This window comes from Shinella sp. (assembly GCF_049651085.1).
In the GTDB taxonomy this organism is placed as follows: Bacteria; Pseudomonadota; Alphaproteobacteria; order Rhizobiales; family Rhizobiaceae; genus Shinella.
In genome coordinates this window covers 195,917-219,387 of sequence record NZ_JBASBL010000032.1, presented here as the reverse complement: position 1 = coordinate 219,387, position 23,471 = coordinate 195,917, and the positions used below count along the sequence as shown (strand labels likewise).

The window sequence follows — 23,471 nt, the reverse complement described above, 5'->3', positions numbered from 1 at the left end:
CCCGGTAGCTCGTCAGGCTCATAACCTGAAGGCCGCAGGTTCAAATCCTGCCCCCGCAACCAAAATTTACAAGACTTATCAAAGGGCTCCGAGGAAACTCGGAGCCCTTTTGCCGTTCAGGGCGAAGGTTTACTCCTGACACGTCTCGCATCCAGGCGCGCATGCCGGCCGGTACATCCATCTAAGGTGGGAACTGCAGATCGCTTTCAGTACCAACCCCCCAGAATTACTCTTGCTTGACGGCAGCCAGTCGTTCGGTAATCATTAATTAACGGGTCAAAATCCGCTCGATCCCTTCCGATTTCATATCGGTGACCTTTTTCGACTTCGAATCGACTGGGATGTTCGACCTTGCTTCGGTATTTCTGTCCGGCTTCCCCGCATACGCACCCGGCATTCCATGCCGATCGGCAAACTAGAATAGCATATCCCTACAGGCTGCCTTTGGATGTTCGCAGGGGTGACTATGAAGAAACGATATCTGCTGGCGGTGCCTTGCGCACTGGTCTTGTTCGCTTGTGTTGAAGCGGTTGCTCGATTTGGATTGGGACTGGGCACACCGCCTTTGAGCGTGGTCCACCCAAAAATCGAGTACATGTTTGCGCCGGATCAGGATCTTCAACGGTTCGGAAACCGACAATTGTACAATGAGCTTGGTATGCGGAGCCCCGGGCTGGATGAGGTGACTGCCCCACGCAGGGTGCTCGTCATGGGCGATTCTGTCGTCAATGGTGGCAGCCTCACCGATCATGCTATGCTCGCAACCACACTGTTGTCGGATGACCAGGTGTTTTTCGGCAATGTAAGTGCCGGAAGCTGGGGGCCGGCAAACCTGGCGGCCTGGTTGGAGGAGCTGGGCCATCAGGGGGCCGACACAGCAGTGATCGTCCTGAGTTCCCATGATTTTGGCGATATCCCGAACTTCGAGGCACTTGATCCCAATACGCATCCGACCCGCGCTCCGATACTGGCAATTCAGGAATTGATCACCCGCTATCTGCCCCGTTTCATTCCCTCGTTTCTCACGGCGCCCGTTGCCGAAGAGCAACCGGATGAAACGCTGCCTGAGGTCAGCCGCGATAGCGTGCGGCGATTGTTGGACTCGCTTGCGAATGCGGGATTGAAAGTCTGTCTGGTGCAGCACCTGACAGAGACGGAATTGTCGTCAGCTCCAGAAGGCGGGTGGGCGGAGATTGGCCGGATGTTCAAGGCTCGCACGTATCCGATAGTCCAGCTTTCCGAGCGGATCACACGTGAACAGGCTGCTGGCCGGTCTCCATTCAGGGACGATATCCACCTGAACGACCTGGGGCAGGCCACATTGGCAGAGGCGGTAAAAGACTGCGATTCACGAGCGAAGCGAGAGGGCTGAGGCCGACGAGTAGCCCTGCACGCCACCCGGGATCGATATTCAGTGTAGCCGGATCATGGTGGCGGCTAGACGGGACAACGCTTGAGCGGTTCGCCTGTCGTGACGGGTCGCGAGGCGTCGATGCTCGAGGCGAGCTGGAGCAGCGGCCGAGCGATTTGGGAAGCCTGAATGACGATCCTGCCGAGAGCCTGCCAATCGGCTCGATTGGCGTTCAAAATTGAAGCGCCAAAACTCCGTGACCCTCGCCCTTGCAATGTGTAAGCTTGTTTCCGTGGATTATTGCCTGATCCTCTCCGGGTAAAATTTATGTGATAATACTGAAGGCGGATTTGAGAGATGCGGTATTCAGCAACTGTGACCGAGGAGGCGAACTTGCCGGGCGGGGAGGGCTTTCGGGTTCAAACGACAGCTGTTCGCATGCGGATCGTGGACGTGCTGTCGCAATTGCCGTGGGACGGCATCAGTTTCAAACATGGAATACCGAACCTCTCGCTCTATCGCATCGTCGAGCCCGCCGGGCCGTTTTTCACCTTGTATGAGCCAAGTCTCTCGTTGATCATCAACGGCAGCAAGCGCATCAGTATCGGGGACGAAACGCTTGTCTACGATGAGTCATGCTTCTTTCTCACCACGGTCGGCTTGCCGATGAGGGGGCAGATCTGCGAGGCGAGCGAGGCGCAGCCCTATGTGGCTGCAAAGTTGCACCTGGATCTCGATGTGCTTCGTCGCCTGATTGCAAACCATGATCTGCATTCGACGACCGACGCCGACCGGGACCGTGGCGTTGTGGTGGGCACGGCCACGACCGAGCTGTTCGATGCGTTCTTGCGCCTGATTTCACTCGTGAATTCGCCGAACGACATGCCGTTCATGGCAAGCCATATACAGAATGAAATCTACTACCGGCTTCTCACGGGTGAACAGGGCGCACGGTTGCGCCGCTTTGTGCTGTCGGGAACGAACAGCAACCGGGTCGCAAAGGCCGTCGCCTGGCTGAAGGAACACTACGCCATGCCGCTTCGTGTCGAGGCACTGGCAGACATGGCAAATATGGGTGTCTCCACGCTGCACCATCATTTTCGTGCAGTGACGGCCATGAGCCCCCTCCAGTTCCAGAAGCATCTGAGGCTGCATCATGCGCGGGAACTGATGCTTTCCGGATCACTCGATGCTTCGACCGCTGCGCTCAAGGTCGGCTACGAGAGCCCGACGCAGTTCAGCCGGGAGTATCGCCGCATGTTCGGCCATCCACCCCTCCGTGACGTCAAGGCTATCCTCAATTCAGGCGATTCAGCCAAGCGTGGCCTGATCGACTGACGCAACGGCCGGCCGGACAAATCCGCTTCACTCAAGTGTTGGGCCACAAATCGTCGGACAAGAGGATCAGGCAATAATTCGGCAGGATCGTGCCTATCCGCTCCCGGGAGACTCTTGTAATTTCGTTCGACGGGGGCGGATTCAAACGCTGCCTGGCGGCAACGTCAACGACCAAGCTCCAGGCTGAGATCATAACGCAAGGAGAACGTGATGGTGACTTTGACGATCAACGGCGCCGCGCATGAGGTCGACGCCGACCCGGATATGCCGTTGCTTTGGGCAATCCGCGATCTTGTCGGACTGACGGGAACGAAGTTCGGTTGCGGCATGGCACAATGCGGCGCCTGCACCGTTCTTCTTGACGGCTCACCGGTGCGCTCCTGCCAGACGTTCGTCGGTGACGTCGACAACGCGCAAGTGACGACCATCGAGGGGCTCACGGGCAAGGTGGCCGAGACCGTCCAGGCGGTCTGGGCTGATCTCGACGTGCCGCAATGCGGATACTGTCAATCCGGCCAGATCATCTCGGCGACGGATCTCCTCGCGAACAACCCCAAACCCACTGACGATGATATCGATAGTGCAATGACCGGGAATCTCTGTCGTTGCGCCACCTATCATCGAATTCGCGCCGGAATTCACGAAGCTGCCAAGCGCTTGGAGGCCTGAACGATGATCCCGAAACTGATGCAATCCCTTGTGCTTCCGTTGGCGAAGACGCAATCCTCGCGCCGGCAGTTCATGCTCGGTGTGCTGGCGGCGGGCGGCGGTATCGCCGTCGGCTATCATATCCTTGCTTCCTCACCCGCCATCGCTGGCGAAGTCGCCGCCGATGGCGACAACGCAGCTGCCTTCACGCCCTATTTGACGATCGGTACTGACGGCAAGGTAATGGTGCTTTCGTCCCAATTTGAAATGGGGCAGGGCTCCTATAACGGCCTTGCAACGCTGGTTGCCGAAGAACTCGACGCCGATTGGGCGTCGATCGATGTCCGCGGGGTCGCCGGTAACGTAAAGGCCTATGGCAATGTCGCCTTTGGCGGCACCGTCCAGGGAACGGGCGGATCCACTTCTATGGTCACCTCCTGGGAGCGCTATCGCAAGGCGGGCGCGGCAGCGCGCGCAATGCTGGTCGCAGCCGCCGCAGCCGAATGGGGAGTCCAGCCGGCGGAAATAGCGGTCGAGAACGGCGTTCTGACCCATCCCTCCGGCAAGACCGGAGGTTTTGGTGCATTTGCCGCCAAGGCGGCGGCCCTGCCTGTGCCGGCCGATGTGGCGCTCAAGCAACCCGGTGATTGGAAGCTGATCGGCAATGCCAAGCTGAAGCGGTTCGACAGCGCCCGCAAGACGAACGGAACCGAACAATATACGATCGACGTCAAGCTGCCCGGCATGCTGACGGCGGTGATGATCCATCCCCCCAGGTTCGGTGCGAAGGTCAAGTCCTTCGATGCCGCTGCGGCACGCTCGGTGAAGGGTGTCGTCGATGTCGTCGAGACGCCGCGTGGTATCGCGGTTGTCGGCGAGCACATGTGGGCCGCGATCAAGGGCCGCGAGGTCGTGGAGGTCGTTTGGGACGAGGATGCTGCCGAAAAGCGCGGTACGGCCGAGCTCCTGGCGATGTACAGGGATCTTGCAGGCAAGGCACCAGCGGCCATCGCACGCAAGGACGGTGACGTCGAAGCCGGGTTTTCGGCAGCGACCAAGGTCATCGAGGCGGTCTTCGAGTTCCCCTATCTGTCGCATGCCGCGATTGAACCGCTCAATGCCGTCGCTCGCAGGAACGAGGATGGAACGCTTGAAGTTTGGGGCGGGCATCAGTTCCCCGATGTTTACCAGATGCTTGCCAGCCAGGTCGCGGGTGTCACCCCGGACAAGGTACGGCTGCATGTCCTGAAAAGCGGTGGCAGCTTCGGCCGGCGCGCCGTGTTCGACGGCGACGTGATCGTCGAGGCCGTGCATGTCGCCAAGGCCATCGGTTTCCGTGCGCCCGTGAAGGTGCAGTGGACCCGCGAGGACGATATGCGCGCCGGTCGCTATCGTCCCGCCTATGTCCACAAGCTCAAGGCCGGGATCGATGCCGACGGAAAACTCGTTGCCTGGAGCGACCATGTGGTGGGCCAGTCCATCATGGCGAAGACGGCCTTCGAGGGGGCGATTCAGAATGGCGTCGACCCGACCTCGGTCGAAGGGGCGAACAACCTGCCCTATGCCATTCCCAATCAAACGGTCGGCCTTACCACCACGGACGTCGGAGTGCCTGTCCTTTGGTGGCGTTCCGTGGGGTCGACCCATACCGCATTTGCCGCCGAGGCCTTCATCGATGAAATCGCCGAAGCGGCTGGGCGCGATCCGATTGAATACCGCCTTTCAATGCTGGATCCGCAGTCACGCCATGCGGTTGTCCTGAAACTCGCTGCGGAAAAAGCCGAATGGACGAAGCCGCTGCCAGAGGGGCGTTTCCGCGGCGTCGCGGTGGCGGAAAGCTTCGGATCGGTCGTTGCGCAGATTGCGGAGGTCACGGCCGATGGCAATGGTGGTGTGAAAGTCGATCGTGTCGTTGCGGCCGTCGACTGCGGCCTTGCGATCAACCCGGACCTGGTCCGTGCCCAGGTCGAGGGTGGCATCGGTTTTGGTCTCGGCGCCATCCTGGGCGAGGAGATCACCCTGACCGACGGCAAGGTGGATCAGGGCAACTACGATATGTACACGCCGCTCCGGATCGATGCGATGCCCACGATCGAGGTCCACATCCTCGCCTCCGCCAATCCGCCTTCGGGTATCGGCGAGCCGGGCGTGCCGCCGATCGGGCCGGCAGTTGCGAGCGCTACCTACAAGGCGCTCGGCAAGCGGGTTCGCACCTTGCCCTTTACCAAGACGCTGAATACGTGACTTCCCATCCCCGGCCAGCCCATGGCCGGGGATGTCGCTCTTCCTTGGAAGCAGCAAACAATTTGCTCCGTTCGCAACGGCCCTTCTTCAAAACGAACATCAAATTCGGCCACGTTCACCGGGCCGGCGGCCTGCAAACGCATTGCCGGGGCGGCGCGCAGCACTCCCGCCGACCCCAGCTTTTGCGGCATGCCGATCGCTCGTTCATTCGATATGTGAATTGTTGGTACCATTTGTTGAGGGACCATGTTGCATTGGGCCAAAACCTGCTATGGCGACATCAAAGTACATTTTGCGTTCCCGGATGCTTCTTGGATGAGGGGGCTGTCCCGACGAGCCGCAGTTACATGGAGTTGCAATGCACAGGACACCCTTCGCGGCCTGCAGGCGCCATACGGAATACGCACGCGGCAATGGGAATCCCGTTCAGGGCTCCTATGTTAGGTGGAAGCCATAGGAAGTCACGGTTTCGACCCGGGATGATTGCTGTTGCAATGCTGACTAAGTTCGGTCTTCGATAGTCAGAGCAGTATCCAGTTCAATCATCCAGTATTTTAAATATACCAGATGACGGATGCTGTATGCCTTCTAATTTTGTTCGGTTTCTCGCGTTGGTTGTGCTTGCGTTGGCGTATCCGCTGTCGCTTTTTCTTCCGGCGCGGTATGGCTTTGAAAATGGCCCTATAGAAATATCGCAGAATTTTATCCTGATCGCTGGTGGCGTACAGGCCGGTATTCTCGCCTTGAAAAGCAAATCCGGGTGGGGTTGGCTATGGGCCGCCGTCATTCCTATTTGGCTCATATGTCTTGCCCGTGAACTGAGTTGGGGCGCTGTGTTTTTCCCGCCACTCGAGATGTCCGAAAGTGGGCCAGTCTATTCAAGTAGGATCCTTTCCTACCGGCCTGTTGTCCCTTTGATCGTGGCAGCTCTTGTTTCTCTCTCAGCGTTTCTGGTCTATAAACACAGGCTGTGGACGCTTGCAGAAGATGTAAAGAGTAACCGGCAGTTTCCGCTTTTCGATCTTGCAATGACTGTGATTTCCCTCCTGCTGATGAGTGCGGCGGAAGGAAAAATAGGAATGTCGCTCGATAGATATCTTGCCCACGGTCAAATTTTTGAAGAAATTTCCGAGCTTGCCGCTTACATCTTCCTGCTTTCCGCTCAGCAGAAGATACGCTTTGCCAGCCTCTCTTCACGCGAAAATCATAGCCGGCCGTCGGCCCCACCATGACGTTTCGTCCTGAAATTTTCTCCTCGGCATCCTCGCTTTCCAGCTTCCGTCAAATGCATTCGCTCGGTAGCGCGAAGCGTGCGTTTGAATGGAAGTCGTGCATCGGCGTTTCGCCGATCGCCGCGCTTGCTGTACAGTACCATCAGGCATGCACTGGCATTGAACCCGGATCGCCCCGAGCGGCAGACGAAGTGGACCTGGGGCCATAGTCGTCCTCCAGGGGGCGTAGATCACAAACGAATGCGCCTTTTTATCAACACAAGCGAGCGGTTTGTGACGACCGACGGCGTCGGCATCCTGCGTTTCTGTTGAGCAGGAATGTGAGGGCTGCCAGACAAATTGGACGATGAAACATGTGTGGCACTACGTATATCGAATCTCGATCCAGCATATGAGCAAGATCGGACGAGCGTTCCTACGGTTTCTCCGCAGCCTTTCCTGGCGAGGCCGGTCTGTCATCGTGCTCACCCTCGTGGGGGCGGCGATGTTCTGGCTGTGGTACTCTGCCTATGCGAGCTTCGCCTATTACTTTCTCATCACGCGAGCGAACAACATCGAAGGCCCTGAGCGGCATCTGGCGCTGTCTTCCTACAATGTCGTCGTTGAGAGAAAGCCCATTGCCGGTTTGAGCGACAACGTTTCGGGCCTGAGCTTTTCGCAGGCGACAGGCACCCTCTTCACCGTCATCAACCGCAAGCCGGAAGCCGCAGAGCTTTCGGTGGAGGGAGATCTCCTGAGGCGCATCCCGATCATCGGCGGTCGGGACCCGGAGGGGATCACGCATGTCGAGGGAGACATGTTCATCATCGCGGATGAAGGCGACGACAGTCTGCATTTGGTGCGCATCGGTCCCGGAACGGATGAAATCATCCTTGGCGAAGGCTATCGTCTGCGCCTCGACATCGGCGCCTTCAAAAATATGAGCCTCGAGGGACTTTCCTGGGATTCGCGTCACAAGCGCTTGTTCGCTGTGCAGGAAATGCTGCCGCTTCGCGTGCTTGCGATCGGCGGGCTCATCAAGACGACGGGGGGCGAGTTGGTGAGCTCCGATATTCAGGAATGGCATTTGCGGGACCTGTCCAGCCTGTTCACGCTCGATCTGTCTTCCGTCGCGCTGCATGAACAGACGGAAAGCCTGCTTCTGCTCAGCCATCTCTCCGCGATGCTGGTCGAGTACTCGCTGGACGGCAGGGCACTGGGCATGATGTCCCTGCTCAAGGGGCATCACGGCCTCACCGAGACTGTAGGTCAGGCAGAAGGTGTCGCGGTGGGGCAGGACGGCGACATCTTTATCGTCTCCGAGCCGAACCTGTTTTATCGGTTCAAGCGCTGTGAAAGATCGAAGGTGACCTGGGGTTCCTGGTGGCAGACATGCGCTGCCGCTACAGCGAAACCGATCTGAGGGGCTCTTTTGTCTATGCAAATCAGCCCCGGCTTGTTTCATGGAATCCCGTCGGGCCACTGAACCGGATCCTTGCGCCGCCCAGCACGAGGCGGCATCAATACTCGATGGTGTCAGGCGGAGATTTCTTCGTTTTTTCCGGAAAACGAATATGCTCCTTGCATAAAGCGCCAGAATACCTATATATATGGTATCGAACTTTGCTTGTGACCTTTGTCTACGCCTTCACGGCACGGTCAGAAATCCTCTCATCGTCGATCTATATGTGGCGGCCCTCCTGGCTGCTTCCCCAGCGATTGAAAGGAAATCGTTATGAATTCAGGCACCGTAAAGTGGTTCAACAGCACCAAGGGTTTTGGCTTTATTGCTCCGGACGATGGCGCGAACGACGTATTCGTGCATATCTCTGCAGTTGAACGCGCCGGCATGCGCTCGCTTGCCGAAGGCCAGAAGGTCAGCTTCGACATCGTGCAGGACCGCAAGTCCGGCAAGAGCTCGGCAGACAACCTGCGCGCTGAATAAGGAATTGTCGTCCCTCTTCGCTGACCACGGATGTACTGGCAGTGTCGATGGCGAGCGACAGGAAGAGGTCGGGGTAGTGCCCGGCCTTTTTGTTTCCAGCGCAAAGGAGCAAGCTATGGGCCGGGGAATTCATGCCGTCGGAGACATGGTTAAGCTCAAGGCAGATCTGTTTCGCCGCGCGGAAACCAACGAAATCTGCAAGATCATCGGGATCCTGCCATCGGACCACGGTGAAGTACAATATCGTGTGCGTCTTGGTGGCGAGACATTCGAGCGTCGTGTTCTTGCCAGTGATATCGAGGCGCCGGAAACGGCCCCGTCAAGACCGGTGAGCGTGCCGCGCCCGACTCCCGGCAGCAATGAACCTTGGCTCAAGCCAATGACCATTCGAACCAAGAAGTAACCAACATGCAGCGGCGTTGCCGCAAAGGAAGGACATACTTTGCAAGTACTCGTTCGGGACAACAATATCGAGCAGGCTATCCGCGTCCTCAAGAAGAAGATGCAGCGGGAAGGGCTCTTTCGCGAAATGAAGGCGCGCAGCGCCTTTGAGAAGCCTTCCGAAAAGAAGGCCCGCGAAAAGGCCGACGCCATCCGTCGCGCGCGCAAGCTGGCCCGCAAGAAGGCGCAGAGGGAAGGGCTTCTGCCTGCTCCCAAGAAGAAGCCCATCGTCAGCCGGCAGGGGTGACGGGGACGCGCCTTAACCGGAGGAATTGACGAATGACAGCCACGCGACAGCAGTTCTTCAAGCCCACCAAGGTGAGCTCGGAGAAAAAGGCGGAGGAGACCAACTCCGTCGCACGGGGCATCGTCGAACAGGAAGCCTCAGCCAGAGAAAAGAAGACCGAGAAACTTCGGGCACTTCGTCTGGCGAAAGAGGCTGCCGAACCTGCACCGGAAGCGCCGAAACGTAAGAAGAAGTAATATCGCGGGCATGGGTGGTTGTGAGGCTGCGGCCCAACCACCCGGTGGCAACCGGGCCGGCATGCCACCATAGCCGCCGATGCTGTCACTCTTTCAGCAAGTTCCGCGATATAGTCGGCCCGTAGTGGCCGGCAACGAAACCACCATGTTCCCGGCTTGCTCCATCGTTCGGCTCGATGAGGGCGAACGGGCGCTTGCCGTTTCCGGGTCTACGCGCGAACCGGGCGTCGGTTGCCCGCAAGATGCCGCTAGGGCGTTGCGGATTTTTCCATCAGATGGCGGGCCAGTGCCTCATATGCGGGTAGCGATGTCGGGTCGTTGGCTGCGTTGCCGGCGACCGGATGCGAGGCGAAACGCGCGATGACCATGTCGGCGGCGGGATCGATATAGATCGCCTGTCCGTGCACGCCGCGCGCCATGAATGCGCCGTTTGCGTTGTGCGATACCCACCACATGGCGCGGTAGCTCCATCCCTTCAGCAACGCATAGCCGGCCTTCTCGAAGGCTGCCTTGTCGCCGCCGGCCCGGATGCTGTCGATGGCCTTCTGCGGAATGAGGCTTTGTCCTCCGGCCATGCCGCCATCGAGCAAGAGCTGGCCGATGCGCGCCATGTCGCGCAGGCCGGCGTTCAGGCCGCCGCCGGCAAAGGGCGTGCCCGTCGAATCGACCGTGTAATAGGCATCCTGCTCGGCGCCCATCCGGCTCCAGATCCGTTCCGACAGCAATTGCGCGACCGATTTTCCGGAGACGCGCGCGATGATCCAGCCGAGCGCATCGCTGTTGATAGTCTTGTATCCGAAGGCCGGTCCGTGTTCCCCCTCTTTCACCACCGTCTTCAAATAGTCGAAATAGCTGCGGGGGCCCGTATAGCCTTCGGGTTTGGGAAGCGGATTGCCGGCGGCGGAATAGATCCACACATCGGCATTGGGATCGGAATAGTCTTCGCTGTAACGAAGGCCGGTGGTCATATCGAGAACCTGGCGGATGGTTGCGTCGCCGAAGGCGCTTTGCGCAAGTTCGGGAACGACGCTCGCCACCATGGCATTTTCGTCGAGGGTCCCGTCGGCGACCAGCATTTCGCCAAGCAGGCCCGTCAGCGACTTGGTGACCGACATGGCGCCATGTTGCCCGGCCTCGTCGAGGCAGCCCGCATAGCGCTCATAGACCACCGCGCCCTTGTGCAGCACGACGATCCCGTCCGTGTAGTTGGCGGAAAGCGCGTCCAGCCAGGTCATGTCCTGCTCGGCACCCAGCGGCCTGAAGGATAGCGTGTCGATCGCAGGATCGATCCGGCGTTCGAGCGTCACCGGCGCGCCGAGGCCGCGGCTCACATTGGTGGTCGGCATCAGCTGGCGGAAATGGCAGACGGTCCACCGTGATTTCGGGAAGTTGAAATAGTCGCTGTCCGAGAAGCGGATGATCTTGTCGTCCGGCGGCGGGAAACCCTGCATCCAGCCGAGCGTGCGAGGGTCGGACTGCTCCGCCGAAAGGGGGGCCGCATCCTGTCCCGAAGCGCTGAACGGCGTCGTCAGAACCGGCAGGGTGGCCACGAGCGCGACCGACAGGGTTCTAGAAATTGACGATGACATTGACGAAGCCTCCAAGCCAGTTGGGTGATTTTTCCTTGGTCATGGCGTCCATGCCCTTGCCGGGGATCGATATGCTGGCGCCGGCCGTCAGATAGGTGTTGGGATTGATGATGCGCGAATATTCGAGATAGATGTCGTCGGCCAGATGCCGGTCGCCGACGCCTGCGACGGGGGTGGGCGTGCCGTCGATCACGTCGAGGCGGGTGCCCTGGCCGAATTGGATGGGGCTGTCCAGTTCGTTGGTGCTGATACGCGCATAGCGCAGCGTCCATGTGTCCGCCTCGGTCGGCTTCACCTGCAGGCTGAACTGGTGCGCGTTGACGTTCGTGTTCAGGAACATCATGGAGGACTTCGTTCCGGTCGACCAGGAGCTTGGATTGCCCTCGTAATAGAGCGGGTCGAAGCGTTCCAGCCGTGCGGTGGCGGGATCGTCGCCGGAAAAGGTCTGGTAGCTGTAGGCAATCGTCGGCGACCAGGAGAGTTCTTCGAACTGGTAGCCGACCTGCAAGCGCCCGCCCCAGGCGTTCAGGTCTATGTCCGGGTTCCATTGATAGGCAAAGTCGCCTCCGATGAAGAATCCTTCCAGCGGCCCGTCGAAGGGATGGGTGCGGCCGTAGGCGTTGATGAAACTCAACCCGTCCCGCGCGCCGGGAAGGATGACGGGTGCGCCGATGCCGCCGGCTGCCGCCCGCGCATAGGGGGAGTTCGATTCCAGGACATGCCCGAAGGTAAGGCCCGCATAGCGCTCTTCATCCACCTCGTAGCGCAGGTCCGCACCGGCTATTTTCGTTCCGCTGTCCTTGTCCGACAGTTCGTTCGCATCGATGAAGAAGGCCGTGGCTGTCAGGTCGTCATGGCCGAGGCGCAGGAGAGCGGCCTGCTCCCAGGCCGTGCGAGGGCCCAGCTTCAGGGCGCCGCGCTCGAAACCGCTTGAGCCGCCATTGGCGATGAGCATGCCCGTGCCGGCCCTGAACGGGCGCGGGCCGAAGGAAATATCGAAGAACGGGCCGGTTTGCGGCGTGGAGCGCAGGCCGAGATATGCCTCTTCGAGTGTTATGTCGCCGGTCCCGCCGGCATCGAAGGCGTCCGTTCCCAACGTACCCGATGCGACGACGGACAGTTTTCCATAGGCCTCGAGCAGGTCGTTGATGTCAGCGGTGAAGCTGATGCCGGGCATCAGGTAGCCTTCGAGCCATCGCGTGTCGCTGTCGAACCCGGCCGTCGGCGCGAACGTGTCGGCGAAATTCCAGAAGAGGTTCTGCTCTGCCACGACATTCACGCCGGCCTGGAGATGCATGCGCACGTTCAGCCCCGCTTCGTCGATCAGAAGCATGGGGTCCTGGGCGCCGGCAGCCGCGGGTGCAAGCGTCAGACCGAGAAGCACGAAGGCACCGGCTACCCGCCGACCATGACCTGCATTGTCCATGCTGCTCTCCCAAAAGGCTTCGCTACCAGAGTATGGTTCACGCGCCAACATAGCCATGGATTCGGCGGATTGATCTATTTGATTTCTCCAAGAGCGTAAAAACTTCATGCGAAGCTGTCCGGGGACAAGCTGGCGAGGCTATCCTTGAAGCCGCCACCGACGGCGATCCGTTCGGTGCCCTTCCACGATGCCTCCTGAGATAGCGCGTGAGAATAGCAGCAAGTGCCTTGCCGAAGTCGTCGATGACCGTGCGCAGGAATCGCGCTGATCGATGTCGCCTAGAGCAATAGCGGTGAAAACCTGATCACCGCAATTGTTCCAGGGTTTTGTTTTTGCCGCATTATCCGACGCCGAAGCGATGCCGCTTCGACTGGAATTGCTCTAGCGTCCGCCGCCCTCGCGCCAGAGGGAAACGAGCGGGCCGGCAGCGCCGTAGAGCGGATCGTTTTTCGGGATGGGAAGGCTGGCGATGATCTTCAGTTCCCCCGGCGTTGCGGCTGCCGTCTCTATATCGGCGTGCTGGCCGGGCGGGTATCCGCCGATCACGAGGAAATCGGCGCTGGCGGAAATGCGTCTATGGCCCGTACCGGCCGGAAGCACCAGGCAATCTCCGGCGGTGACGTCGAGACTGGCGCCGCCCGGTCCTCCGATCAGGAGTTCCGCCTTGCCCTCCGCAATGCCCATCACCTCATGCGCACCGACGTGATAGTGCTGGTAGGAGAAGATGCCGTTGCGCCAGAGCCCCTGCCAGCCTGAATCGGAAAACAACCGCTCGAAGACGTGGGCGCGGTCCCTCTCGCGCAGTTCGAAAATCTGCCGATAGACCAGCACTGGCAGGAAGGGGTGGTTCGGTACCCATTCACTTGCCGGGAAGTAGAGCGTTTCCGGTTGTTTCATCACAGCCTCATTTGCAACGTTTCGGCGTAGCGCTGGTTTCGATTGTGTCCCTTGCCGTTTCGTCCTCCAGCCATGATCCGCCATCTTACACCCGAACCGTCATGCCCCCTCAAATGTTCCGGGAACCGATTCCTCGATGGCGCATTAACGCTTGAAGGCGTGGCTGTGGAGGTTGCCCGTGGACAACAAGGATCGGCTTATCCAGGCGCTGGCCGCGCTGTTGCGCGCCGAGTGCTTCGCCTTGTCCCGGCACCTGCCGATGGAGAGGAAGGACTGATGGCGTCGCGGTCGTTCTGGAAGGGTTATCTGAAACTGTCGCTGGTCACCTGTCCTGTGGCGATGTCACCGGCGATCTCGCAGGAGGAGAAGGTTCGCTTCCGCACGCTGAACAGCCGGACGGGCAACCCCGTCGTCAGCCGCTATGTCGATGCCGTAACCGGCAAGGCGGTACACGAGGACGACGAGGTGAAGGGCTATCCGCGCGGGGAGGACGACTACGTCATCCTGGAGGATGACGAGATCGAGGCCGTTGCGCTGGAAAGCACCCGCACGATCGATATTGAGACCTTCGTCCCGCGCGAGACGATCGAGTGGATCTGGTACGATTCACCGCACTATCTCGTTCCGAACGATACGGTCGGCGAGGAGGCCTTCTCGGTCATCCGCGAGGCCATGGCCGCGACCGGCACGGTCGGCATATCGCGGCTGGTGCTCTATCGCCGCGAGCGCGCGGTGATGCTGGAGCCGTGCGGCAAGGGCATCGTCCTGTGGACGCTGCGCTATGGCGACGAGGTGCGCGAGGCGGAGGAGTATTTTTCCGGCCTCAAGGCGGCCAAACCGGAATCCAAGGCGTTGTCACTGGTCAAGACGCTCATCAAGGAGCGTACCAAGCCCTGGGATCCCAAGATGGCGGATGATCCGGTGCAGGATCGCCTGCTTGAAATCATTGCGGCGAAGAAGAAGGGCCGAAAGCAGCCCCCGGCCAAATCGAAAACGCCGCCGCCGAGTTCGGGCAATGTCATCAATATCATGGATGCCCTGCGCAAGAGCATCAAGGCGGAAGACAAGGGCAAATGAACTTCAGCCCTTTGACGCCGTCGTCCTGAGCGGTTCGGCTGCTGCCTCGAACTGCGCCCAAGGATCGGCTGTCCGCGCCTGAAGCCATGTCGGCGTGTTGTCGACGGTGAAATAGGCCGGGCCGATATCCGCGCCAAGCTCGCCCCAGGCAAGCGGCATGGAGACGGGCGCGCCGGGGCGGGCGCGGGTGGAGTAGGGGGCGACTGCCGTCATGCCCCGCTGGTTGCGCAGATAGTCGATCAGGATCTTGCCACCGCGCTTCGACTTGGTGATGGTCGAGACATATTTGTCCGGACTGTCCTTGGCCATGGCGTCGGCGATCGCCTTGCAGAAGGTCTTGATTTCCGGCCATTCCGCGTCGGGCTTCAGCGGGGCGCAGACATGCAGGCCCTTGCCGCCGGAGGTTTTCACGAAGGCGTTGAGCCCGGCCGCTTCGAGACGGTTGCAGGTCTCCTCCGCCGCATCGACGATGGCCTGCCATTCGACGCCATCGCCGGGATCTAGGTCCATGATGATGCGGTCGGGCCGCTCCCAGTCGGCGAGCGTCGAGCCCCAGGGGTGGATTTCCAGCGTCGCCGATTGCACGAGGCCTGTCAGCCCATCGAGATCCCTGATCGCGACATAGGGCTCGTCGTCCGTCTCCTTCGGATCCTGCACGAGGGCGATACTGGCATTGATACCCTGCCAGGCATGTTTCTGGAAGAAGGTCTGGCCGTTGATGCCGCTCGGCGCGCGCAGCAGCGCGAGCGGCCGGTCCACGATATGCGGCGCGATGAACCCCCAGACCTCGGCATAATAGTCGGCAAGGCCCTCCTTGGTGACGCCTGCATCCGGCCAGTAGATACGGTCGGGATGGGTGAGGCGAACCGTCTGGTGCGGCGGCTTTCCCGCCTTGCTGGTCGATTTCGATCTGGGCATCTCGGCGACAACCTCCGTTGCTGGCTTGTCTTCCCTCAAACCCCGAAAGGAAGCATGACGCAGATGGCCATCGGCCGTCCAGGCGCGAAATTCCACTTCCGCCACCAGGTCCGGCCGAACGTAGCGGAGCTGCCGCGCCTCGTCCGCCGTCAGGTTCCGTCCAAAGGGGCTTTCGTCCGTGCGCAGCCGGTTCAGTCGCCTGAACAGATCGGCTGCAACGGGTGCGCTGAACCCGGTGCCGACGCGGCCGACGGGTTCCAGCTTGCCGTTCCTGTACGCCCCGAGCACGAGCGAGCCGATGGACTGGCGCGAAACGGAGGACGAGGTGAAACCGCCGATCACGAATTCCTGCCGGGCCGAGCATTTCGCCTTCATCCAGCCCTTGCTGCGCCCGCCGCGATAGGGGGCATCGCGCAGCTTGGAGACGATGCCTTCGAGGCTGAGGCGGCAGGCATGGCGCAGCACGAGCGCGCCGTCCTCGTCGAAATGGCCGCTGTACCGCAGGATGCCCCCGGTCGAGGGCACGAGCTTTTCCAGCAGGGATTTTCGCTCCCGGAGCGGCAGGAGGGTGAGATCGTAGCCATCGAGATGGAGGAGGTCGAAGAGATAGAACACGAAGCGGTCGTCGCGCCCGTCGCTGAGATCGGCCTGAAGGGCGGAGAAATCCGCGGCCCCGGAGCTGTTTTCGACGACGATTTCACCGTCGAGAACGGCCGTGGCGACAGGCAGGTCACGCAGTGCTGCGGCGACGCTCTTGCCGAATTTCTTCGTCCAGTCGAGCCCGCTTCGGGTAAGGAGCTTCACACGGCCGGCTTCGATGCGCGCCTGAAGCCGGTAGCCGTCGAACTTGATCTCGTGCAGCCAGCGGTCGCCCGCCGGCGGCACGGTGGCAAGGGTCGCAAGTGTCGGCGGCAGGAAGTCGGGCAGTTTCGCCTTGCGAACGCCCTTCAGGCCGGATGGATCGGGGGCCGTGACCGGGCTTGCTTCCGGCTCGGTCTCTTCGGGAGCGGGCGCTTTCCTGCGGGAGGATTTGCGGATGCGCCCCGTCCTGGAAGACCATCCGGGTTCTTCCCCGGCGACGTCCTTGATCTCTCGTCCGGTCTTCACCGATTCCGGTCGTTCCCTGAGCAGGCCATCCTCGCCTTCGGGCATGGAAAACTCGTCGTCGCCCTTGATCAGCAGCCAGTTCTCGCGCTTTTCGCCCGGCTTGCCCTGCATACGCACGAGATGCCAGCGTCCGTGCAGTTTTTCGCCGTCCAGCTCGAATTCGAGATGCCCCTTGGCATAGGCTTTGTGGGCGTCGCCGAGCGGCCTCCACGTTCCGCGGTCCCAGACGATCACCGTGCCGCCGCCATATTCGCCCTTGGGGATCGTGCCCTCGAAGTCGCCATAGGCAAGCGGGTGGTCCTCCACATGCACGGCGAGCCGCTTTTCGCTCGGCACCAGGCTCGGACCGCGCGTTACCGCCCAACTCTTCAGCACACCGTCCATTTCCAGCCGGAAATCGTAGTGAAGCCGCGTGGCGTCGTGTTTCTGGATGACGAAACTGTGGCCGCTCTTGCGTGCCTTTCGGCCCTTCGGCTCCGCCGTCGTCTTGAAATCCCGTTTCTGCCGGTAGACGTCGAGCGTCGCCATGCCTCACCCCGCCTTGCGGCGGCCTGCGGCCGGCTTGCGCGTCGATGCGGACTTCTTCGCGGCGGGTTTTGGCGTGCTGGCGTTCTTGCCGGCGCTCAGCCGCAACGCTTCCATCAGGTCCACGACCTTGTCCTTCGCCTTCGACTCGAGGGGAGTGATCTTCCTGCCCTCGATCTTCGCCTTCACCACTTCGGCAAGCGCGGCATCGTAGCGATCGTCGAATGTCGACGGGTCGAAACGGCCGCTCTTGGTGTTGATGATGTGTCCGGCAAGGTCGAGCATCTCGCCCTTCAGCTCGATGTCGGGAATATCGGAAAAAGCCTCCTTGGCGGAGCGGACCTCGTAGTTGTAGTTGAGCGTGGTCGCGACGATGCCGACGCCCTGGGGGCGGATGAGCAGCGTGCGCACGCGCCGGAACAGAACGGTCTCGGCCAGCGCGGCAACCTTCATGCTTTTCATGCCCTCGCGGATCAGGGCAAAAGCCTCCTCGCCGGGCCGGTCCGCCGGGGCGAGGTAATAGGGCTTGTCGAAATAGAGGTCGTCGATCTCTTCGACGGCGATGAAGGCCTCGATGTCCAGCGTCTTGTCGCTCTCCGGCAGGGCGGCGGCGACCTCCTCCGGGGTGAGGATGATATAGTCCTTGCTGCCGGTTTCGTAGCCCTTCACCTGGTCGTCGCGCTCCACCAGCTTGCCGGTTTCGCTGTCCACGAATTCCCGGTGCAGCCGGTGCCCCGTCGCGCGGTTGAGCATGTGAAAGGAAATGCGCTCGCTCGTCGAGGCCGCCGTGTAGAGGGCGACGGGACAGACCAGTTCGCCGACCTTCAGAAAGCCTTTCCAGTTCGCTCTCGGCGCCACGCTTCGCACTCCCGCTCCAAACGCAGGCAATGCGCGCGGGCCTCGATTGTTCCACTTAGGTCCCATGTGGGTCGATCAAGAGCCTGGTGCCGGGCGATTGTCGCAAGGCGCTTCCTGTGAGACCATGCGCGCAGGAGGATGTCTGGATGGTGTCGACGCTGTCACACATACGGGAGATCGAACGTGTCGGCATGGGCGCGGCCAGTCCGCGCGATGCGCCGGTCATAAAGTCATGGCTGCGGTGCCTGAACGACTACAAGCTCGACCCGACGGTCGCACAGGAAGCCTATATCGTCCCGGAACTGAAACTGCGCGAGCACCGCGAGCAGGCCGAGGAGTTGATCCGCATCGGCCGTTCGGGCCTGGAGGCGCTGTTCAACCAGGTGGCGGGACAGAACTATGTGCTGCTGCTTTCCGATGCGCGCGGCGTCACTGTCGATTTCATGGGCGATCCGACCTTTGACAATCAGTTGCGCAAGGCCGGGCTCTATCTCGGTTCGGAATGGTCGGAGAACCGGGCGGGCACCTGTGCCGTCGGGGCCTGCATCGTCTCCGGCGAGCCGGTCATCATTCATCAGGACGATCATTTCGACACCAGCCATATCGGCCTCACCTGCACCGCCGCGCCTCTTTTCGACACGCTGGGGGACCTCACCGCCGTGCTCGACATTTCCCAGCTCCGCTCGCCGACGGTAAAGACCAGCCAGCAGCTGGCCCTGCACCTCGTCGCCTCCACCGCGCGGCGCATCGAGCTGGCAAATCTCATGGCCCGCACCCGCAACGACTGGGTGCTGCGCCTTGCCCGCTCGCCGGAATTCCTCGATGTCGATCCCGATGCGGCAATCGCGCTCGACGGCAGTGGCCGCATTACCGGCATGACCCACGGCGGTTTCGGCGCGCTCGCCCGCTCGATGAACCTCAATGGTCTTTCCACCCGCGATTTCCTCGGCCAGCCGATCTCGCAGGTCTTCGATATCGATGTCGATGACCTGCCGCGTTTCATGCGCGGCCGGCCGAATGGCGAACGGCTGCTGCATGCGCGCAACGGGCTGGTGCTCTTTGCCAGCGCCATCGCGCCTGCGGTCAATCTGCGCGCTCCTCTCATGCTGTCAGCGCGCCTGCCCCGGGCGCTACGCGATCTGAGTCACGGCGATGGCGCCATGGAAAGGGTTCAGGCCCGCGCGGCAAAACTGGCGGCGCGCGACATTCCCCTCTTCATCCAGGGCGAGACAGGCAGCGGCAAGGAATTCCTGGCCCGGGCGATCCATGACAGTTGTGGCGGGGGCGGCAATTTCGTCGCCGTCAACTGCGCAGCCATCCCCGAGCATCTCATCGAGTCCGAACTTTTCGGCTATGCGCCCGGCGCCTTCACCGGCGCCAGCCAGAAGGGAAAGCGCGGCCTGATCGAGGAGGCGAATGGCGGCACGCTTTTCCTCGACGAGATCGGCGACATGCCGCTGATGCTCCAGAGCCGGCTGCTGCGCGTGCTTTCGGAAAACGAGGTTCAGCCGGTCGGTGCGCTAAAGGCGCGGGCGGTTCGCCTGAGGGTCTTGTCCGCCTCGCATCGCGACCTTGCCGTACTGGTGAAGGAAGGTCGTTTCCGGCAGGACCTCTACTATCGCCTCAACGCCGCAACGCTGGCTTTGCCGCCGCTGCGCGAACGGCAGGATCTCGGCTGGCTGATCGACCAGCTTCTCGGCCGCGTCGAAAAGGAAAACGGCGAGACCTACCGTATCGACAAGGCGGCGCGGGCCGCGCTGCTCGCGCATGGCTGGCCGGGCAATCTGCGCGAGCTTTCCAATGCGCTGCGCGTGGCGGCCGCCCTGTCGGAGGGGGGCGTCATCGGACCCGATTGCCTGCCGGACCACCTATTTGCCGATCCGGCGGAGGGTGCCTGCGATGACGACCACGCCCTGCGTCAGGCGCTGGGCGATTGCGGCAACAATGTCTCCGCGCTTGCCCGCAAACTGGGCGTCAATCGCTCCACCATCCATCGTCGGCTGAAGCGCCTCAACTGATGCAATAGCTGCAACACCTGTTGCACGCCACCTGTTGCATCTGCCTGTGCGGTGGCGGGAGCCTATCCGTAAGCGCTTGATGGAACAAGGAAAGTGTAATCTGGCACGCCGCTTGCTGCTCCCTTGCCGGGAGATAGCAGGAGGAGAAACCATGCTCGAAAAAACCCCCACCACCCGCGTACAGGCGCTTCTTGATGCGCTCGGTGCCGCCCTCGAATCCGGCCGCATCGAGGATGCCGCAAGCCTCTTCGCCGAGGAATGCTACTGGCGCGACCTTGTCGCCTTCACCTGGAACATCAAGACCGTCGAGGGCCGTGATCAGGTGCGCGACATGCTGCAGGCGCAGCTTCCCACGGCCAAGCCCTCCAATTGGCGCGTCGCCACCAATGAGGAAGCGACGGAATCTGATGGCGTGCTGGAGAGCTGGATCAATTTTGAAACGGCGACCGGGTGCGGCTACGGCCTGGTGCGCTTCAAGGACGGCCTTGTCTGGACGCTGCTGACAGCACTTTCGGAACTCAAGGGCCACGAGGAGAAAGCCGGTTTCACGCGTCCGCTCGGCGCCAAGCACGGTCAGGACCTCGGTGCCAGGACCTGGAAGGAGGAGCGAGAGGAGGAGGAGCGCACGCTCGGCTACGACAAGCAGCCGTACACCGTCATCATCGGCGGCGGGCAGGGTGGCATCGCACTCGGCGCGCGGTTACGCCAGCTCGGCGTGCCGACGATCATCCTCGAAAAGAACGATCGGCCGGGCGATAGCTGGCGCAAGCGCTACAAGTCGCTCTGCCTGCACGATCCCGTCTGGTACGACCATCTGCCTTATATCGATTTTCCGAAGAACTGGCCGGTCTTCGCGCCGAAGGACAAGATCGGCGACTGGCTGGAATTCTACACCAAGGTCATGGAGCTGAACTACTGGACGCGCTCCACCGCCCGCTCCGCCAAGTGGGACGAGGCGGCAAAGGAATGGGCGATCGTCGTCGACCGCGACGGCGAGGAAGTGGTGCTCCGTCCGAAACAGCTCGTCTTCGCGACCGGCATGTCCGGCAAGGCGAATATTCCGGACTTCAAGGGGCGAGAGCGCTTCACGGGTGATCAGCACCACTCCTCGCAGCATCCGGGACCGGACGGATACAAGGGCAGAAAAGTCGTCGTCATCGGCTCGAACAACTCGGCCCATGACATCTGCGCCGCGCTCCACGAGGCCGGCGTCGACGTTACCATGGTCCAGCGCTCGACGACCCACATCGTCAAGTCGGATACGCTTATGGATATCGGCCTTGGCGCGCTCTATTCGGAACAGGCGCTGGCGAACGGCGTGACGACGGCGAAGGCGGACCTCATTTTCGCTTCGCTTCCCTACCGGATCATGCACGAGTTCCAGATCCCGCTCTACGACAAGATGCGTGAGCGTGACGCTGACTTCTACGCGGCGCTGGAAAAGGCCGGCTTCCAGCTCGACTGGGGGGCGGATGGCTCCGGCCTCTTCATGAAATACCTGCGCCGTGGCTCCGGCTATTATATCGATATCGGCGCCTCGCAACTCATCATCGACGGTAAGGTCAAGCTTGCTGCAGGGCAGGTCGAGGAGATCACGGAGAAGTCCGTAAAGCTCTCGGGCGGCAGGGAGATCCCTGCCGACGTCATTGTATATGCGACGGGCTACGGCTCGATGAACGGCTGGGTCGCCGACCTTATCGATCAGGAAACGGCCGACAGGGTCGGCAAGGTCTGGGGCCTCGGCTCCGATACGCCGAAGGACCCGGGTCCCTGGGAGGGTGAGCAGCGCAACATGTGGAAGCCGACGCAGCAGGAGGCGCTGTGGTTCCATGGCGGCAATCTGCACCAGTCGCGCCACTATTCGCAGTACCTATCGCTCCAGCTGAAGGCGCGCCTGGAAGGGCTCCCCACGCCGGTCTATGGCCTTCAACCGGTTCACCACCGCAAGTAGGCCGGCACCTCAAGCGGGCAACGTCTCTGTTGCCCGCTTTTTTACGCGGCTTTCGCGCAACCGAGCAGTTTCCCGTAGAGAAGGAGCAGGGCGTCTGCCCAGTCCGACTGGGTGTTGGCAAGCTTCATGCCGCCGGAAAAGGCGTTCTTGCTCATCCGTTGCATCTCGTCGAACGGCATGGCGGACAAGGTACGCAGCGCGTCGGCGAAGACGGCATTGCTCCGGGTGTTGCAGGCGATGCCCATGCCGCATGCGACGACCTCGTCGGCCAGGAAAGCCATCTCCGTCAGGATAAGCGGCACGCCGCTTGCCGCCGCTTCCACCGCCACCAGGCCGAACGGTTCGGGAAGGCGCGAGGGAATGACTAGTGCCCGCGCATTGCCGATCAGCGCGCCGATTTCTGCCTGCTCGCGCCAGCCGTGGAACGTCATTTCCGGATATTGCGCTTCCAGTTCGGCACGCATGGGGCCGTCGCCGATGATCTCCAGCGGCACGCCCGCCAGCCGGGCGGCGGCCAGGGCGTCCTGTGCGCCCTTTTCCTGCTCCAGGCGGCCGATGAAGAAGAAGCTCCTGTTGTGTTCGGCGGCGATCCGTTCCGCGACGAATGGCAGCGCCGGATTGCGGACAGCTTGAAGAAGCGGCGCCCCATAGCCCGCGCGGGTAAACCCCTCGATCATCTTTTCATGGATGAGGACGATTTTCCCCCAGGGAACATCCTTTCCCATGGCGGAGAAGAGCCTTGCCTGTCGTGCGGCGCGCCAGAGCTTGTGCGTATAGGCACGCCGGTCGCAATTCGTCGCAAGGCAGCTCCCGCCGAGGGGCGTGCGCAGGCACCGCGCTTCATTGCGATAATCCATATAGGCGCCGTTGGGGCAGGCATGGAAAAAGTCATGGGCATGGATTGCGGTGCGTTCGGCAACTCTGCGCAGCGGCACGAAGATCGCCGGCGATAATATCTGGGACCAGACATGCACGTGATACACGGTGCCGGGCGTATCGTTCCGGGCGATCCAGTCGGACAGAAGAGCGCCTGCCGAGCGGTTGCCCACGCCGTTGATCGCGGATGTGAGCGAGTTTCCGCCCAGAAGAGCCCTTTGGCCGAGTTTGACGACGTCGACACCCAGTTCATCGAATGAAGGATTGTCGCCATCGTCGCCGACGATCATGGTAACGGGAATGCCTTGGGACCGGAGAAGCCGCAGCAACAGCAGGACAAGCGTCGTTGCACCGCCGCGTGCGATGGAAAAGTCGTTGAGCAGGACGACACGGGATATCGGCGGCATTGCGTTCTGATCGACACTCTGGGTTGCAGCGGATCTGTAGACCCACCGTTCTGGCCGACAATAGCGGCTCTGGTTTTCCAAAAGGTTTCATATCGGCTATATTTTTTCGACCGGACAGCTTGACGCATCCGATTGCTGTCGTCTCAGGCGGCAGTGCCCGT

19 protein-coding genes are annotated in these 23,471 nt (G+C 61.2%); 13 read left to right on the top strand and 6 right to left on the bottom strand.

All coding sequences use genetic code 11. The features are described 5' to 3' along the window. Positions 1-466: 466 nt before the first annotated feature. The 10 genes from WA950_RS22375 to WA950_RS22330 all read left to right on the top strand — a co-directional run bounded on the left by WA950_RS22375 (position 467) and on the right by WA950_RS22330 (position 9,661). Entirely contained in the window at positions 467-1,372 is a 906-nt protein-coding gene (locus tag WA950_RS22375) for a hypothetical protein (protein WP_424553946.1), read from the top strand. A 417-nt stretch (positions 1,373-1,789) separates the two neighbouring features. Continuing rightward, positions 1,790-2,689: an AraC family transcriptional regulator N-terminal domain-containing protein gene (locus WA950_RS22370; RefSeq protein ID WP_424553945.1), complete on the top strand. Its 900-nt coding sequence runs from the start codon at positions 1,790-1,792 to the stop codon at positions 2,687-2,689. 210 nt (positions 2,690-2,899) lie between these two features. Further along, entirely contained in the window at positions 2,900-3,358 is a 459-nt protein-coding gene (locus WA950_RS22365) for a (2Fe-2S)-binding protein (RefSeq protein WP_424553944.1), read from the top strand. Positions 3,359-3,361: 3 nt separating this feature from the next. Beyond that, positions 3,362-5,581, top strand: coding sequence for a molybdopterin cofactor-binding domain-containing protein (locus WA950_RS22360; protein ID WP_424553943.1), 2,220 nt, complete (start codon positions 3,362-3,364; stop codon positions 5,579-5,581). 581 nt (positions 5,582-6,162) lie between these two features. Next, positions 6,163-6,813, top strand: a complete 651-nt coding sequence (locus WA950_RS22355) for a hypothetical protein (RefSeq protein WP_424553942.1) — start codon at positions 6,163-6,165, stop codon at positions 6,811-6,813. Positions 6,814-7,159: 346 nt separating this feature from the next. Further along, the gene (locus tag WA950_RS22350; RefSeq protein ID WP_424553941.1) at positions 7,160-8,215 is read left to right on the top strand and encodes an SdiA-regulated domain-containing protein; all 1,056 of its coding nucleotides are present in this window, start codon (positions 7,160-7,162) and stop codon (positions 8,213-8,215) included. 312 nt (positions 8,216-8,527) lie between these two features. Beyond that, positions 8,528-8,737 (top strand): cold-shock protein, encoded by a 210-nt coding sequence (locus WA950_RS22345; protein ID WP_424553940.1) that lies wholly within the window; start codon positions 8,528-8,530, stop codon positions 8,735-8,737. Positions 8,738-8,852: 115 nt separating this feature from the next. Then, complete coding sequence (locus WA950_RS22340) at positions 8,853-9,140, top strand: cold-shock protein (RefSeq protein ID WP_424553939.1); 288 nt, start codon at positions 8,853-8,855, stop codon at positions 9,138-9,140. 39 nt (positions 9,141-9,179) lie between these two features. After that, positions 9,180-9,425 carry a 30S ribosomal protein S21 gene (gene rpsU, locus WA950_RS22335; RefSeq protein ID WP_424553938.1) on the top strand — a complete coding sequence of 82 codons (246 nt, stop codon included), beginning with the start codon at positions 9,180-9,182 and terminating at the stop codon, positions 9,423-9,425. Positions 9,426-9,457: 32 nt separating this feature from the next. Further along, positions 9,458-9,661, top strand: a complete 204-nt coding sequence (locus tag WA950_RS22330; RefSeq protein ID WP_424553937.1) for a hypothetical protein — start codon at positions 9,458-9,460, stop codon at positions 9,659-9,661. A gap of 248 nt (positions 9,662-9,909) precedes the next feature. Here WA950_RS22330 and WA950_RS22325 read toward each other — a convergent pair whose 3' ends face one another. From WA950_RS22325 to WA950_RS22315, 3 genes are all read right to left on the bottom strand, one after another. Continuing rightward, positions 9,910-11,250, bottom strand: coding sequence for a serine hydrolase domain-containing protein (locus tag WA950_RS22325; RefSeq protein WP_424553936.1), 1,341 nt, complete (start codon positions 11,248-11,250; stop codon positions 9,910-9,912). Further along, the gene (locus tag WA950_RS22320; protein ID WP_424553935.1) at positions 11,231-12,676 is read right to left on the bottom strand and encodes an alginate export family protein; all 1,446 of its coding nucleotides are present in this window, start codon (positions 12,674-12,676) and stop codon (positions 11,231-11,233) included. Before WA950_RS22320 ends, WA950_RS22325 begins: the two co-directional genes overlap by 20 nt. Before the next feature lie 381 nt (positions 12,677-13,057). Further along, positions 13,058-13,573 carry a cupin gene (locus WA950_RS22315; protein WP_424553934.1) on the bottom strand — a complete coding sequence of 172 codons (516 nt, stop codon included), beginning with the start codon at positions 13,571-13,573 and terminating at the stop codon, positions 13,058-13,060. Positions 13,574-13,849: 276 nt separating this feature from the next. Here WA950_RS22315 and WA950_RS22310 point away from each other — a divergent pair, with 276 nt between their 5' ends. Continuing rightward, positions 13,850-14,650 (top strand): Ku protein, encoded by an 801-nt coding sequence (locus WA950_RS22310; protein ID WP_424553933.1) that lies wholly within the window; start codon positions 13,850-13,852, stop codon positions 14,648-14,650. Positions 14,651-14,653: 3 nt separating this feature from the next. Here WA950_RS22310 and ligD read toward each other — a convergent pair whose 3' ends face one another. Together ligD and WA950_RS22300 are read right to left on the bottom strand one after the other, a co-directional pair. Then, positions 14,654-17,203: a DNA ligase D gene (gene ligD / locus WA950_RS22305; RefSeq protein WP_424553932.1), complete on the bottom strand. Its 2,550-nt coding sequence runs from the start codon at positions 17,201-17,203 to the stop codon at positions 14,654-14,656. A 3-nt stretch (positions 17,204-17,206) separates the two neighbouring features. Further along, complete coding sequence (locus WA950_RS22300; protein ID WP_424553931.1) at positions 17,207-18,058, bottom strand: Ku protein; 852 nt, start codon at positions 18,056-18,058, stop codon at positions 17,207-17,209. A gap of 146 nt (positions 18,059-18,204) precedes the next feature. Between WA950_RS22300 and WA950_RS22295 the strand changes: the two genes are divergently transcribed. Then, positions 18,205-20,076 carry a sigma-54-dependent Fis family transcriptional regulator gene (locus WA950_RS22295; RefSeq protein ID WP_424553930.1) on the top strand — a complete coding sequence of 624 codons (1,872 nt, stop codon included), beginning with the start codon at positions 18,205-18,207 and terminating at the stop codon, positions 20,074-20,076. Between the two features lie 151 nt (positions 20,077-20,227). Further along, positions 20,228-22,027, top strand: a complete 1,800-nt coding sequence (locus WA950_RS22290; RefSeq protein ID WP_424553929.1) for an NAD(P)/FAD-dependent oxidoreductase — start codon at positions 20,228-20,230, stop codon at positions 22,025-22,027. Positions 22,028-22,068: 41 nt separating this feature from the next. Here the strand turns inward: WA950_RS22290 and WA950_RS22285 are convergent, their stop codons facing one another. Beyond that, positions 22,069-23,310, bottom strand: a complete 1,242-nt coding sequence (locus tag WA950_RS22285) for a glycosyltransferase family 4 protein (RefSeq protein WP_424553928.1) — start codon at positions 23,308-23,310, stop codon at positions 22,069-22,071. Positions 23,311-23,471: the final 161 nt, after the last annotated feature.

Excerpts from the sequence above, each read along its gene's own strand:
- WA950_RS22375 (WP_424553946.1), top strand. The coding sequence starts at position 467 with ATGAAGAAACGATATCTGCTGGCGGTGCCTTGCGCACTGGTCTTGTTC.
- WA950_RS22370 (WP_424553945.1), top strand. The coding sequence starts at position 1,790 with ATGCGGATCGTGGACGTGCTGTCGCAATTGCCGTGGGACGGCATCAGT.
- WA950_RS22365 (WP_424553944.1), top strand. The coding sequence starts at position 2,900 with ATGGTGACTTTGACGATCAACGGCGCCGCGCATGAGGTCGACGCCGAC.
- WA950_RS22360 (WP_424553943.1), top strand. The coding sequence starts at position 3,362 with ATGATCCCGAAACTGATGCAATCCCTTGTGCTTCCGTTGGCGAAGACG.
- WA950_RS22355 (WP_424553942.1), top strand. The coding sequence starts at position 6,163 with ATGCCTTCTAATTTTGTTCGGTTTCTCGCGTTGGTTGTGCTTGCGTTG.
- WA950_RS22350 (WP_424553941.1), top strand. The coding sequence starts at position 7,160 with ATGAAACATGTGTGGCACTACGTATATCGAATCTCGATCCAGCATATG.
- WA950_RS22345 (WP_424553940.1), top strand. The coding sequence starts at position 8,528 with ATGAATTCAGGCACCGTAAAGTGGTTCAACAGCACCAAGGGTTTTGGC.
- WA950_RS22340 (WP_424553939.1), top strand. The coding sequence starts at position 8,853 with ATGGGCCGGGGAATTCATGCCGTCGGAGACATGGTTAAGCTCAAGGCA.
- WA950_RS22330 (WP_424553937.1), top strand. The coding sequence starts at position 9,458 with ATGACAGCCACGCGACAGCAGTTCTTCAAGCCCACCAAGGTGAGCTCG.
- WA950_RS22325 (WP_424553936.1), bottom strand. The coding sequence starts at position 11,250 with ATGTCATCGTCAATTTCTAGAACCCTGTCGGTCGCGCTCGTGGCCACC.
- WA950_RS22320 (WP_424553935.1), bottom strand. The coding sequence starts at position 12,676 with ATGGACAATGCAGGTCATGGTCGGCGGGTAGCCGGTGCCTTCGTGCTT.
- WA950_RS22315 (WP_424553934.1), bottom strand. The coding sequence starts at position 13,573 with ATGAAACAACCGGAAACGCTCTACTTCCCGGCAAGTGAATGGGTACCG.
- WA950_RS22310 (WP_424553933.1), top strand. The coding sequence starts at position 13,850 with ATGGCGTCGCGGTCGTTCTGGAAGGGTTATCTGAAACTGTCGCTGGTC.
- ligD (WP_424553932.1), bottom strand. The coding sequence starts at position 17,203 with ATGGCGACGCTCGACGTCTACCGGCAGAAACGGGATTTCAAGACGACG.
- WA950_RS22295 (WP_424553930.1), top strand. The coding sequence starts at position 18,205 with ATGGTGTCGACGCTGTCACACATACGGGAGATCGAACGTGTCGGCATG.
- WA950_RS22290 (WP_424553929.1), top strand. The coding sequence starts at position 20,228 with ATGCTCGAAAAAACCCCCACCACCCGCGTACAGGCGCTTCTTGATGCG.
- WA950_RS22285 (WP_424553928.1), bottom strand. The coding sequence starts at position 23,310 with ATGCCGCCGATATCCCGTGTCGTCCTGCTCAACGACTTTTCCATCGCA.